This window comes from Streptomyces sp. NPDC043812 (genome assembly GCF_056436245.1).
Genome location: NZ_JBWKCY010000057.1, coordinates 1 through 12,341, shown reverse-complemented (window position 1 = coordinate 12,341; position 12,341 = coordinate 1). Strand labels below are relative to the sequence as shown.

Annotated in this window: 13 protein-coding genes; 7 read left to right on the top strand and 6 right to left on the bottom strand. The window is 68.4% G+C overall.

Going from position 1 to position 12,341, the window contains the following annotated elements:
• The coding region (locus AC067Z_RS37865; protein WP_478794197.1) for a hypothetical protein at positions 1–230 on the bottom strand (230 nt) is incomplete at its 3' end.
• Between the two features lie 270 nt (positions 231–500).
• Between AC067Z_RS37865 and AC067Z_RS37860 the strand changes: the two genes are divergently transcribed.
• Positions 501–1,316: a hypothetical protein gene (locus tag AC067Z_RS37860; RefSeq protein WP_478794196.1), complete on the top strand. Its 816-nt coding sequence runs from the start codon at positions 501–503 to the stop codon at positions 1,314–1,316.
• Between the two features lie 185 nt (positions 1,317–1,501).
• On the opposite strand, the gene AC067Z_RS37855 is transcribed toward AC067Z_RS37860, so the two are convergent.
• Positions 1,502–1,765, bottom strand: a complete 264-nt coding sequence (locus AC067Z_RS37855) for a DUF6233 domain-containing protein (protein WP_478794195.1) — start codon at positions 1,763–1,765, stop codon at positions 1,502–1,504.
• Between the two features lie 88 nt (positions 1,766–1,853).
• Positions 1,854–2,225: a hypothetical protein gene (locus AC067Z_RS37850; RefSeq protein ID WP_478794194.1), complete on the bottom strand. Its 372-nt coding sequence runs from the start codon at positions 2,223–2,225 to the stop codon at positions 1,854–1,856.
• A gap of 265 nt (positions 2,226–2,490) precedes the next feature.
• Between AC067Z_RS37850 and AC067Z_RS37845 the strand changes: the two genes are divergently transcribed.
• Complete coding sequence (locus AC067Z_RS37845) at positions 2,491–2,694, top strand: cold-shock protein (protein WP_340491335.1); 204 nt, start codon at positions 2,491–2,493, stop codon at positions 2,692–2,694.
• 1,243 nt (positions 2,695–3,937) lie between these two features.
• Here the strand turns inward: AC067Z_RS37845 and AC067Z_RS37840 are convergent.
• From AC067Z_RS37840 to AC067Z_RS37830, 3 genes are all read right to left on the bottom strand, one after another.
• A complete protein-coding gene (locus AC067Z_RS37840; RefSeq protein ID WP_478794193.1) occupies positions 3,938–4,462 on the bottom strand; it encodes a hypothetical protein in 525 nt (174 codons plus the stop codon).
• A 116-nt stretch (positions 4,463–4,578) separates the two neighbouring features.
• A complete protein-coding gene (locus tag AC067Z_RS37835; RefSeq protein ID WP_478794192.1) occupies positions 4,579–5,142 on the bottom strand; it encodes an N-acetyltransferase family protein in 564 nt (187 codons plus the stop codon).
• Between the two features lie 9 nt (positions 5,143–5,151).
• Positions 5,152–6,462 (bottom strand): hypothetical protein, encoded by a 1,311-nt coding sequence (locus AC067Z_RS37830; RefSeq protein WP_478794191.1) that lies wholly within the window; start codon positions 6,460–6,462, stop codon positions 5,152–5,154.
• Between the two features lie 420 nt (positions 6,463–6,882).
• On the opposite strand from AC067Z_RS37830, the gene AC067Z_RS37825 reads away from it, so the two are divergent.
• The 5 genes from AC067Z_RS37825 (at position 6,883) to AC067Z_RS37805 (ending at position 12,236) form a co-directional block, all read left to right on the top strand.
• Positions 6,883–8,712, top strand: coding sequence for a pentapeptide repeat-containing protein (locus tag AC067Z_RS37825; RefSeq protein ID WP_478794190.1), 1,830 nt, complete (start codon positions 6,883–6,885; stop codon positions 8,710–8,712).
• 369 nt (positions 8,713–9,081) lie between these two features.
• Complete coding sequence (locus AC067Z_RS37820) at positions 9,082–9,342, top strand: hypothetical protein (RefSeq protein ID WP_478794189.1); 261 nt, start codon at positions 9,082–9,084, stop codon at positions 9,340–9,342.
• Positions 9,343–9,468: 126 nt separating this feature from the next.
• On the top strand, positions 9,469–10,128 hold the full coding sequence (locus tag AC067Z_RS37815) for a histidine phosphatase family protein (protein WP_478794198.1): 660 nt from the start codon (positions 9,469–9,471) through the stop codon (positions 10,126–10,128).
• Between the two features lie 12 nt (positions 10,129–10,140).
• Complete coding sequence (locus AC067Z_RS37810) at positions 10,141–11,292, top strand: hypothetical protein (protein WP_478794188.1); 1,152 nt, start codon at positions 10,141–10,143, stop codon at positions 11,290–11,292.
• On the top strand, positions 11,292–12,236 hold the full coding sequence (locus AC067Z_RS37805; RefSeq protein ID WP_478794187.1) for a phosphotransferase: 945 nt from the start codon (positions 11,292–11,294) through the stop codon (positions 12,234–12,236). The genes AC067Z_RS37810 and AC067Z_RS37805 overlap by 1 nt, the downstream gene beginning before the upstream one ends.
• Positions 12,237–12,341 lie beyond the last annotated feature (105 nt).

Sequence of the window (12,341 nt, the reverse complement as noted above, 5' to 3'; positions counted from 1 at the left end):
ACCCACCCCAACCACCCACCACGGCAATCACACTGATCCCGCCCACCAAAACAACCAGCAAACACCAGAAAAAGACCTAAATCACCGGTATTGGGGTTAGGCCCCCGGCGAGTACCGCGCCGATGAGGGCGGCCGCAGAAATAGACCTGCAGGTCACCCCACAGCCAGAGAAGGGCTACGACAAAGACGATGGCTCCGATCACGATGATCCAGACTGGCATGTTCACCACGACCTACCAGTAGTCGGCTACATCAATCCTCTCTCCCGCCCGACTATCGCGCTCAGTGGCCAACTACGGCGCTCAGTCACAAGGGATTGAGACTGAGCGCCGCAGTCGGCCCGGGAGCGTTCTAGCTGGCCCGGGGGCGATGGGTCGCGGCAGCCCACGGACGGCGGAAGCCGGGCAGGCTGCTGGTGGCTGGTTCCCGCGGGCACGGCGCGCCCTGGTGCGCGAGCCTGCCTCGAATGCTGATCTGGTCCGTGACCGACGGGAGGCACGATGCGAGGTCAGCAGGGCGACGGGGCAGCAGAAGACCAGGACAAGCCGTTCCTTCACAAGCCGCAGGGGGTGATCTCTGTGGTGGGAGGAGTGATTGCGATCGTGGTCGCGATTTTGGCCCTGTGGTTCAACCTCTTCCCGGGGTGCGAGCCGGAGCGGCCACCGCCGAAGCTGGAACTTTCCGACGTGGACGTCGCCCGAGAGAAGGACATCGAGGCCGACTGGACCTTGGGGGAGGAGCCGCAACCGGTCATGAAGGACTGGAAGTCCTCGCTGCTCTCGATTGCCCTGCGCAACGGCTCCGAGGACGAGGTGCTGGTGACGGAGGCAGAATTCGCGATCAGCGCGGTCACGGAGCTGGGCTGCCCGTATGGTGCGGGTGGCTCGGTGGTAAAAGCCCGGTACGACCTCAAGGTCCCCGATGGATTCACACCCCCGCGCACGTTGACTCGGCCGGTGAAGTACGTGGTGCCGCCGCACGACAACGAGCGCATCGGATTCACTGTGGGACCTCAGACCTACCCGGAAGGCTCCTTGCCGAGGGTGTACACCTTCACCGCCACCCTCTCCGCGGACGACGAGAGCCGCCTGACGACCGAACCTGTGGTCTTCATGAACCCTCAGGGCACGGAGTCAGTGCTCCAAGCGGCAGAGTCGGCCATGCGGTACGGCAGAGGCGCTACGACGCCAGCCTGTGTGAGGGAGCAGGCGCGTAAGGCGAGCGAGATCGTCCAGGGCGCCACCCTGGTCTCCCCCGAGCTGAAGGCGTACAGCGAAGAACTGAACAGGCTGTCGGCCCTGCCCCCTTCGCAATGAACACGCCAGCCGAGGAAGCGCCCGCGGGCTGGCGGCGCGTGCTCTCTGGCCAACAACATGCGCGGCATCTGCGGCCGACTGGTCGCTGCTAACAGGCAGCCGGAGGGCAGGCTGCTCGGCGGCCGCTGCCCCGGGCTGCGCGCCTCCCTCCGTGCCTGCGAAGGGCGGGCGGCCGCCGCCCGAACTCAATCGAGCACACCTAGTTCGGTGTCGGGGCGGCAGTGGGAGCAGGCCTCAACACCGTCGGACAGTGCGCGGACGGCTTGGGCGCGGTCGACGGCGTGCTTCCGCTTCCCGGCCATGTGGCAGTCGCCGACGTGCACATAGAGTGCCTCGCGCTGCTGCCCGATCCCCGTCTCGACGATCCAGTCGGGTACGGGCGGGCGGGCAGTGGCGCCGTGCTCGCGCTCGCGTTCGCGCTGCTCGAGGGAAGCGATCCGTTCCCGCACGCGATCCAGGCTAAGGCCGAGCCAGAGCTCCAAAACGCGCAGTCTGGAGAGGTCGGGTGGCAGATCGGACATGATGTGCCCGGATGGTTCAGGCAGCCTGGACGACGTCGACCGCCGCTGGCGCTGTCGGCTTGGTCTCGCTCTTCAGCGCCTGGCGGGCCCGGACGACGTCCTCGCCGCTCAGCGTGGCCCAGAACTCATGCGTGGTGATCTTGATGGATAGGTCGGCGCACTCCATCTGCAGCCGCTTTACCGCGCGCTTCTGCTCTTCGGTCCAGCCGGGGCTGCTCTCCCGGCCGCCGGTGACTTGACTGGTGTACGGGTGCTCGATGCCGGGCCAGCCAGGCATCGGGTCCACGCTCCACGGCAGAGTGCGGCACAGGGCGGCCAGCTCGGAAGTCGCCTGGTGAAGACGGGCCTGCGTGGCACGCAGTGCTTCGGGGAAATCAGTTCCGGCCATGCATAGAGCCATACTCCTGTTCGATTTCTTGGTGCGACCTGACACGCGGGCCGGGAGGTGCGAAGCAGGCTGTCCGGCGACAGCGAAGGTGTCACAGGACCTGACGACCGACAGGTTCGTCACCGGAATTTGATCACCGGACCTTGGCGGGCGGCAGCGCTCTGGGTGAAGTGGAAGCGCGGCGACGGCGCGACCTTGCGTCGTTCTCCATACGGGCTGATCAGGGGCGGTACGGTGTCGCCGACCGACTCTGGAGGAGAGCAGCATGGCGACGGGCAAGGTCAAGTGGTTCAACGCGGACAAGGGCTTTGGCTTCATTGCGCAGGATGACGGCGGCCCGGACGTGTTCGTTCACTTCTCTGCCATTCAGACCACCGGCTTCAAGGAGCTGTACGAGGACGACCTGGTCGAGTACGACGTGACCCAGGGGCCCAAGGGTCCCCAGGCGGAGAACGTCACGAAGCTTTAGCTGCGCGGGGGCGGGACCGCGCGACCCTGGCCACGCGCGCCACCCCGTGACAGGTGATCTCAACGAGTGCATCAGGCACAGGTAGCCGCCGTTCGAGGTGCCGCCGGTCCATCCTGATCTCGCCCATGGTGTGCTCCCACGCCGTGGCCTGGCCTGTCCGGGCCTGCCGCCTTCTTGGCGGGCGCTTTCTCCTTCGCCGCCTTCTTCTTAGGCATGTCGTGCACGATGGCGTGCTCACCTTCACCGCCGGCCTCGCGTGCCCTCCGCAGCTGCTCTCCAGCCGGCAGATCGTAGGCCGGCACCGCTGACCGCACGGCCCTGCGGAGACTTCTTGGCATCATCTCGACATGACCCCGGCCCTTCCCCGCACCGTCCGAGCCGTCGACACTGACCAGCTTCTGCACCTGGAGCACGAGGCCGCCGCATACGGCCTCAGCCAGCATCGTGAGCGAAGGTGCCGACAGAACTCGGTCAGCAGCCGCAGCGAACTCCCTGTGCTGAGTGCAGATTTGACGATGCATCATGAGGTGACGGATTGAGCCAACCTTTGCCCCGAGCGGGGCATCAGCATCGGATGCTTGGCATCAGCAGCGATTCACGGACGCTGCCGGAGTGGATTAGAGGAGTAGATGCCCGTGCTGAAGCTGTCCAGCGTCGCCGGAACGATCCGCGCGTACGCCATCGGTGGAGCTGAAGGCGCCAAAGTCAGAGTGCATTACGAGCCTGGCCACGCCCGAGGCGTGCCCGACATCTCGGTTGTGGTGCGCGCTCAGCATCATGAGCGGTTACACGCGGGGCGCAGCGTCTGCCGCTGCGCCCCGCGCGGGGCCCGCGGGAGGGCGTACCTCCGTATCTCGTCAGTCAACGTGCAGCATCCGGCGAGGGGACGCCATGAGGTGAGGAGGTGGGACGCGGGTGATCACGGCTGGGCCGGGCTGCAGGTGACCACCAGGGGCCTGGGGCCTGGCGACCACGGCGCGCTCGCTTGCGTAGGGTTTTCGCCAGATGGGCTCGACGAAGTTGACCCCTACCTTGAGCTCAAGTTCGGGGCAGAGATTGACGGCGTGAGCATCGGGGAAACGTCACAGCTCTTTCGCGTCGCTGGCACCAGATTGATGCCGATCACTCGATGATCTGGGACGCGGGCCCATGACGGGGCAGATGATTCCCGGGAGCCCCGCACGAGGAGCCGCTGACTGACTTGCGGGTGTCCACGACGCGAAGGACGCCCTCCTGCAGTCCCTCAGTCCGCGTCGGCCTCGCCGGTCAGGTAGTGGTCACGCAGGTACTGGGTGACCACACGGGAGGGGTTCACCAGGAAGTGCAGCCGCTCCTTGTCCGCCTTGCAGCGGGCCTCGATCGCCGCCCATTCGTCGTTGGTCGCCCGCAGGCTCGTACTCGGTAGGGACTTGACCGGCTCCTCGCCCGGTGACCGGCGTGTACGGGCTGGCTTCGCCGGCTCGATGCGACCAGCGAGATACTCGGCGAATCCAGCACGCAGGACGTCGGCAAGGCTGCGGCTCTCGCTCCTGGCCTTCGTCTCCGCGGAGTCCTTGATGTCCTGCGGGATGTACAACGGCCGCGGCGGCGGTTCACCCGATCCGTTGTGCGCCGCTCGGATTGCGGCCTGGGCGAGCGTTCGAAACGCCGCGGCGTCGCCTTCCAGCACCCCGAAGTCGGTCGTGAGCCTGGCAACGCCGCCCTCGGCCGTGACCTCGTAGGGCATTCGGTCGGACAGACGGAAGACGGGTGGGTGCTCATCAGCCACGCTGGGGCATCCTCTCGACGGGCGTCAGGCGCCGGCTCATGACCGGCGCCGCGGTGTTCGACTGCGCGTCCTCACTGTTGCAGAACGGCGTCGGCCGTCGAACCGGGAAGACGCGTTCAGGCAGCGTTGGTCTGCAGGAGCAGGAGGTCGAACTCGGGGCCGCCTGGCTCGTTGCGATAGGGGCCTGCGTACTGGTAGCCGAGCCGGGTGTAGAGGTTCTGCCCTCGCTCGTTGTTCGGGAGGGCGAGAAGTGACGCCCATCGGGGGTTGATGGCCTTGAGGAGTTGGGCATGCAGCTGGGAGCCGATGCCCCGGGACTGCCATGGCGGGCGGACAGCGAGTTCGCACACGCCCATCAGGCGTTCGGTGCGGGCGGCATCGGGGACCTGGTCGACCAGGCCCGGGCCGAACCAGTAGTCGGCGGTGCAGGGGAAGGCGTAGCCGAAGCCGACCGGGGTGCCGCCCGCGTAGGCGACCACCATCGCGAAGCCCTTCCATTTCAGGTGGCCTGCAATCTGGCGGTGGAGCGCGGGCACGGACAGTCCCATCGTCTCCGCGCCGGGGTTGTCGACCAGTTCCGGGTGGGCGTCGGCCCAGATGTCGGCGACGACGTCCAGCAGCGGCGGGACTTGTCCCGGGCCGTAGGTGCGGATCACCACATCGGTGCGGGTGCTGGTCACGTCTCCTCCTCAGCTGACGCCGGTCATCGTGCGGTACTCCTCCAGCCAGTCGGCGACCGCCGGGACCGCGGCGTGCCGCTGGAGCGTGCTCTCGACGTTGTGCTGCTGCTGCAGCAGGCGGTCGGAGCGCACCGTGGGGAGATAGGCGAGGACGCGTCCGGCGGCTTCGGCCGCGGCTTCCGGCTCCGGACGGGCCCTGAGTGCGTGCTGGATCGCGACGTCGGCGGTGTACAGGGCGCGATTGCGCGCGAACCTGTCGCCGTGCAGGAGTACGGCGTGTTCCGCGCCGGCGGCGGCACGGTCGTGCTGGTCGAGATTGGCGCGCGCGAGGGCTTCCAGGCCGGAGAGTTCGGCGGGCGTGTAGAACTCCAGCCACGTCGGATCGGCGTCACTGGGGCCCTTGGCGTAGAGCTGGTGGGCGCGCACGATCGCCGTGTCGGTGGCGCTGGTGTCCCCCAGCAGTGCCCAGCCGCCGGCCTCCCGCATGGCGAACAGCGACAGCATCCGGGGTGAGCCGAAAGAGCGGACAGCGCACTGTGCACCCTGGGCGGCGGAGATTGCTTCGCGAGGGCGTCCGGACGCCTTCGCGAGGAGGCTCAGGCAGCCGAAGGCGTGCCCTTCCAGAGCGGGGTCGTCGGCGATCCTGGCGGCCGCCAAAGCCTCGTTGTACAGGGAGCGGGCGTCGGCGGGACGGCCCGAGTCGTACGAAAGCCACCCTGCCGCAATCGACAGATGCCCGGTCGCCGAGCGCAGCCGCTTCCCGGTCTTGTCGGTGTAGGTGCCGTCCTGCAGCCACTGGTAGGCGGTGTGCAGGGCTTGGGAGGCGTTCCGTCGCAGGGCGGCCGATCCGTGGCTGTGGTCGTGGGTGTACAGGGTGCTGACGGCCCGGTCGACGGTCCGGACATCGCCTGCCCCGATCCGGCCCGGGGTCTTGTCCCGGACGGAACCGAGGGAGGTGAGCGAAAGGGCGGCGCCCGCTCCGTCGACCAGTAAGCTCCGGCGGTCCATTGGAGCTTCGCGTTCCGGCCGGTTCGCCGCGATGGCCGGGGCAGCGGCATGCACGGGGGCCTTGGTGTCGAAGCCGAGGTCGCGCATCGTGCGCCCGGTCATCTGGCTGAGGATGCGCCGGTAGACCGCACGCGGGAGGTGGACGTCGCCGTCTTCCCATGCCGCGACCAGTCGTGAAGCGCAGCCGACCGCCTCGCCCATGCCCTCACCCGTTCTGACGACGAGCTGCGCGAACTCCTGGCGGGACATCTGGAACTCGGTCTCGCGCACCGCGCGCAGCCGGGCGTTGGGGATCCTTCGGTGTTCAGCCATACCGACTCCCGGCGTGTCCGACATGACGGTGCGGCGACCGTACCGCTCCCGTCATAGTCCTGCCCGGGTCTTGCACTCAGTCCACCCGAGGCACGACGAAATTCATCTACGTGTGGTTCTAGGGATTTAGGCCGTGGCGAATCCCGCGTCGATACCGTGCGTTCCCTGGAGTGTCGGCCAGAGACCAGTGTCAAGCGAGCCGATCACGGCGCCCGCGGCAACCAGCCTTCGTTAGAGGGCGTCCCAGCTGACATGACGACCACCGGCGCACCGCCCCCTTTGTCCGCGCCGAGTTGGCCGCACTGCGCGCATCGTGCGCACCCGAGCGACCCGGTTGGCTGCCGGGGCCGTCAGGTAGAGCCGCACGGCGCATGTCTGGCACACCTCACGAGTGAGGATCGGGCCGCATACCTGAGGTCGTTGGCACCCGGCAGCGACTTGGACCACCGCGGTACCACCATCTCGGAAGACCTGTTGGAGCAGCTCTGGGGCGTGCTCCACGTTCCCTCCGCCGGAGGGGCCCATCTTGGCCGAGTCCAGTTCAGCACGGCGACGTTCACCGGCAATGCCCGGTTTGACGGGGCAACTTTCACCGGGCCCGCGGACTTCGGCGGGGCGACGTTTACTGGCGACGCCGCGTTCGGCGGGGCGAAGTTCACTGGTGTCGCCGTGTTCGACAGGGCGACATTCACCAGCGACGCCTGGTTCGTCGGAGCGAGGTTCACCCACGACGGCTCGTTCGGCGAGGCGACGTTCACCGGTATCACCTCGTTCGACAGAGCAAGGTTCAGCAGCGGCGCTGTGTTCGACAGGGCGAGGTTCACCAGTGTCGCCTCGTTCGGCGGGGCGTCGTTCGCCGGGTTCGCCGGGTTCGACACGGCGACGTTCACCAGCGCCGCCGTGTTCGGCGAGGCGACGTTCACCGGGACCGCCCGGTTCGACACGGCGACGTTCACCAGCGCCGCCGGTTTCGAACGGGCGACGTTCACCAGGACCGCCGGATTTCGCGGGGCGACGTTCACCGGTCTTGCCCGGTTTACCGGGGCGACGTTCACGGGTCTCGCCCGGTTTACCGGGGCAACGTTCACCGGCGACGCCTCGTTCGTCGGAGCGACATTTGCCGGCTCCGCCGTGTTCAGTGGGGCGACCTTCCTGTCTGCCTCGCAGCTCGGCCCCTTGATCTGTCAGGGTGCGCTGGTCCTGTCCAGAGCACGGTTCGGCAGTCCCGTGACCATCGAAGCGGCGACGGCCCGCCTCGAGTGCCGGCGAACTCGGTGGGACTCCACTGCTGCGCTACGGCTGAGATACGCTGCCGTCGACCTGAGCGACGCGGTGCTCGAATACCCGCTGAGCATCACCGCTCAAGGCCGACCGTTCACCGATCCCGGCTACGACTTGCCGGAGGGCGCACTGACCGACGGTGATCAGGGAGTGCGCATGACGTCGTTGCGCGGATCGGACGCGGCCCACTTGGTGCTCCACACCGTGGACCTCAGTGACTGCGTGCTGTCCGGGACGGTGCATCTGGACCAGCTGCGACTGGAGGGCGAGTGCCCTCTCGCGCCTGCCCCGTCGGGCTTGCGGCGGGGTGGACTGCTTCCGGTGCGATGGACAGCTAGGAGGACGCTGGCCGAGGAGCAGCACTGGCGCTCGGCACAGGGGCGGTCCGGATGGACGGCGGCGCCTGCCGGAGTGGAGGTGGTGGGTCCGGCGGTGCTGGCACCGGTGTATCGGGCGTTGCGTAAATCGTTCGAGGACAGCAAGAACGAGCCGGACGCTGCGGACTTTTACTACGGCGAGATGGAGATGCGCCGTCGTGACCGCAAGCGCCCCTTCGCCGAGCGCACGCTACTCGCCCTGTACTGGGCAGTGTCCGGATACGGTCTGCGGGCGTCCCGCGCGCTGGGCTGGCTCCTCGGTGCCATGGCCGCCACCGTGCTGGTCATGGTGCTGTGGGGGCTACCACTGGATGACCCCAAGCCCGCCACCACCGGACGACTGAGCGGCCAGAAGATCTCACTGACCACCGATAAGCCCGACCCGACCAACCCCACAGGTCCGCTGCGATCCCGCATCACCTCCGCACGCTGGGAGAAGTCCCTGCGGGTCGTAGTGAACTCGGTCGTCTTCCGCTCCTCCGGACAGGACCTCACCACCGCCGGCACCTACACCGAGATGGTGTCCCGGCTGGCGGAACCCGTGCTGCTCGGCCTCGCAGCGCTCGCCGTCCGCAGCCGGGTCAAGCGCTAGACGTCACCCCCGGCACTTCGTCACCCGAATCTCGCCGTTTCGTCGGTACGCCCACCCGTGCATGGCGACTTTCATCGTTCTTGCATCGGCCCATCGTCGCGGTTGCCGCCCAGCTGCTGGTTGCGTGGACGGTGAGGTGACAGTCGAGCAGGGAGGCGGGTTGTGGCCGCGGTTTCGAGCAGCACCGCCGGGAAGGCCCTGCGCACCGCCGTTCCCACCTGGCATCAGCTCGGGCAGCCGACAGCAAGTCGGCGGGCACTGTGGGCCGAGTCCCGTGATGTCACCCGGTGGGTGGCGTGCGGACTGGACTGGGACGCGGTGGCCATCCGACCGCTCCGTTTGGGTCTGGAGGCTTTGGGAGGGACGGGGTTGAGTCCGGACCGCGGCTACCCCGTCCTGGCTGACCTCGCGTTGAAGAACGAGCTGTACGTGCTGGTGGCGCCCGGCACGGCCGACGGCGCCGACGAGCTGCCCGGCATCCGCGTACTCGGTCTCGGGCGTCAGCTGCTGATGCCCACCACCGGGCACGGCACCCCGTGCGCGCACTGGATCAGCGCCCCACGCGCGTCCCCGCCGCTTCTGGCCCGAGGAGACCAGGTCGTCGCTCAGCTGCGCGAGCTCACTCTTTGAAACCCAATACAGATGCTCTCGCATTGGGTTTCCAGTATTGTGCGGTATGCGCAGGTGCGATCGCGTCAACTCCCCAGCCGAGCAACCCAAAAGCCACCGGCAGCACACGATCCCAACGGGGTGACCATGCTTCTCACCGTCGTACGACATGCCGAATCGACCGAGAACGCAACGAAGCACACCGGCTTCTACCAGGACCCGCGCCCGTGGACCGGCCCGGCTGCGCACGCCCTGTCCCGCGACCTCGTCGGACTGACGCCGCGCGGCTTCCGCCAGTGTCAGTGGCTGCGCGCCGCGCTTGAGGGCCTCGCCGGCCGCGACCCGCACGTGTACTCCTCGCCGTACCGGCGGGCGCTGGACACCGCGGAGCTGGCACTGCCCGGGCGGCCCGCCGAGGTCACCGCGCTGCTGGCCGAGCAGCACTACGGCGACGCCACGTACATGACGAAGCGGCAGCTGTTCGCGACCTACCCGGAAACGGAGCAGGACCGGCAGACCCGCAAGCACCTGTGGACGCCCCCGGGCGACGGCGGTGAATCCCTCGCGGTCGGCGTCATGCGCCGGGCGACCCGCTTCGTCGAAGGCATTGACGGTGGAGCGCCGGCCGTGGTGGCGATGACCCACCACACCGCCATCCTGGCGCTGCGCAGCGTGCTGGAGCAGCGGCCGGTGACCGAGCTGGTCGACGAGGCCCGGGTGCGCAAGACGCCCAACGCCGGGGTCCTGGTCTATGAGGGTCGCGGCGGGCGCTTCCGCCAGGTCGACGCCGCCGAGCCGGACTGCTGACCGGGGCCCGCCATGACCGTCGTTTACCTCAACGGACCGGTTCAGAACGGCGACTTCACTTTCGTCGAGCGGCCGGGCAAGGCCGCAGGCATACGACTCGCCGAGGCGCTCAACGGCCTGCTCGGCACCGGTCCGGTGCCACACCTGTGGAACACCGTCACTCTCGCCGGAGACGTACGCCATCGCGACGCTTCGGACCGCGACGCAATGGGCCGGCACCAACGCGAGGAGCAGGCCATCGCGGCGAAGTACGCGCCCGCCCCGGCACCGGCGGGCGGGCTGCTCACCGACACCGCCCCGTGCGTAGCCGCGTTGGCGCTGGAGATGACCGAGGCCCTCCTCGCCGACGGGACACTGGCCGTACGGACAATGACCGTCCGGCTCTGCGCGCGGTGCGGGCACATGACCGGCACAGTCGAGAGGGCCTGCCGCTCCTGCCGACACGAGGCATCCCGGAACGCCCGTCGGGCAATGCTGGTCTTCGACCGCGGCGAGCACGCGCCGGTGCTCGCTCGGGAAGACTTCCACGCCACGGGCGCCCGGACCCCAATGCACTTGCTGAACATCGCCCGCAACGTCCCCGAGCAGTTGGTGCTGTCCCGGACACGAGACTACGGCGTGAGCCTGGCGTCGCTCGGGCTGGACGGGATGGTCCTGGACCCGCGAGCCGGCCTGCATGTCGCGGTGATGGCCGCCGCCGCCGAACACCGCGCGGCGCGACCGGTAATGACCGTGACCGAGAACGCTGCGGCCCACGTCGCGGCCTACGGCGCCCCGTTCCGGAACTACGGCGCGATGCGGCTGCGGTACACGCTGCACGGGCGGATCCCGTACGACGCGGCATCCCAGGACCGGCTGTACGAGGTGCACCGCGTCAACCAGACGGTGCGGGAGCTGTTCACCGACTGGTTCCTGCCGCTGTGCTCGGCACGCGAGCGGGCAGGCGTCCATGCCGACCGGCTCCCGTCGCTGCTGAAGTTCCTGCGCCGCGCGTATCTGGCCCGGCCCGCGACACCCCAGGGTGAAGACCTCGCCGAGCTGCGCCGTCAGGTGGCGGCAGGTGATACGAGCTGGATCATGGACGCCCGGGCTCTGGCCTGCGCCCTCGCTCACCAAGACACCACGACCGGACCTGTTCTGGGCCCGCACGAAGGAGAGTCCTGATGGACGCCACCGAGTGGCAGCTCGTCAAGAAGCGAACGGCTGATGCCGACGGGGCGGTGTACGTCTCTGCCGACGGGACGCGCTACCGCCGCACGGGCGGCGATGATCTGCGGGCCGAGGCGGCCTTCCAGCAGATGATCGCCGCTCTGGGTTACCCGGTGCCGCCCGTCCTGGAGCACGGGGAACTGGGCGACGGACAGTTCTGCGTCGTCGAGGAGTCCCTGGGCGGGCAGTCACTGCACGAGATGGCCGTGGAGTCACTGAACGGCGGCCGGGAGCTGTCCGACACGGTGGTAGACCACCTCGCGCAGGTCTCTGCCCGACTGCTGCACGCCCAGTCCGCACATCCCGTCCTTCCGCAACCCGGGATCCTGAGGCAGTGGGTCGTACAGGCGGGCTGGACGCACAACGTCTTCGACGAGAACCCCGACCTCGACACCCCGCGCACCCACGCGGCGCTCACACGGGCGATGGACCAGCTCGACGGCGTGCCGATGTCCTGGGGCCACCTCGACTACGGCCTCCCGAACGTGCTGCCGGCCGGGGTCATCGACTGGCAGCACCACGGCGTGATGCCTCTCGGGTACGACGTCGCCCTGGCGCTCGAAGTCATCCCGTTCAAGGGCGGCGCCAAGGGCTACGCCGCGACGTCCGCGCAGCGCGAGCGGTACCTGACCGCGCTGGACTCGGCCGCCCGAGCAGCCGGCGTCGAGCCGGTCAGCGCCCACCTCGGGGCCTTCCTCCTCGTGAAGAGCCTGTTCTTCCTCGCGTTGATGCGGCCGGCCGATCCGGCCCGCGTCGACAAGCACCAGAAATGGCAGTACCGGCGCCACCTCTTCGTGAAGGGACTCGAGCAGTATGAGCGCACCGGAGATATCGACACCGCCCTCTTCCCGACGCTCGACGACTTCGCCGCTGGGCAGGGCGCTGCCAGTCGTTCGTGACCGCGACTACTTAGAGGTCATCTCATTTGGCTGACTCGGTAGGCTATGGGCCGTGGTGGGGATCGTTGAGCGGCTGGTGCCGGATGAGTTGTGGGAGTTGTTCCA

Excerpts from the sequence above, each read along its gene's own strand:
- AC067Z_RS37860 (WP_478794196.1), top strand. The coding sequence starts at position 501 with ATGCGAGGTCAGCAGGGCGACGGGGCAGCAGAAGACCAGGACAAGCCG.
- AC067Z_RS37850 (WP_478794194.1), bottom strand. The coding sequence starts at position 2,225 with ATGGCCGGAACTGATTTCCCCGAAGCACTGCGTGCCACGCAGGCCCGT.
- AC067Z_RS37845 (WP_340491335.1), top strand. The coding sequence starts at position 2,491 with ATGGCGACGGGCAAGGTCAAGTGGTTCAACGCGGACAAGGGCTTTGGC.
- AC067Z_RS37830 (WP_478794191.1), bottom strand. The coding sequence starts at position 6,462 with ATGGCTGAACACCGAAGGATCCCCAACGCCCGGCTGCGCGCGGTGCGC.
- AC067Z_RS37815 (WP_478794198.1), top strand. The coding sequence starts at position 9,469 with ATGCTTCTCACCGTCGTACGACATGCCGAATCGACCGAGAACGCAACG.
- AC067Z_RS37810 (WP_478794188.1), top strand. The coding sequence starts at position 10,141 with ATGACCGTCGTTTACCTCAACGGACCGGTTCAGAACGGCGACTTCACT.
- AC067Z_RS37805 (WP_478794187.1), top strand. The coding sequence starts at position 11,292 with ATGGACGCCACCGAGTGGCAGCTCGTCAAGAAGCGAACGGCTGATGCC.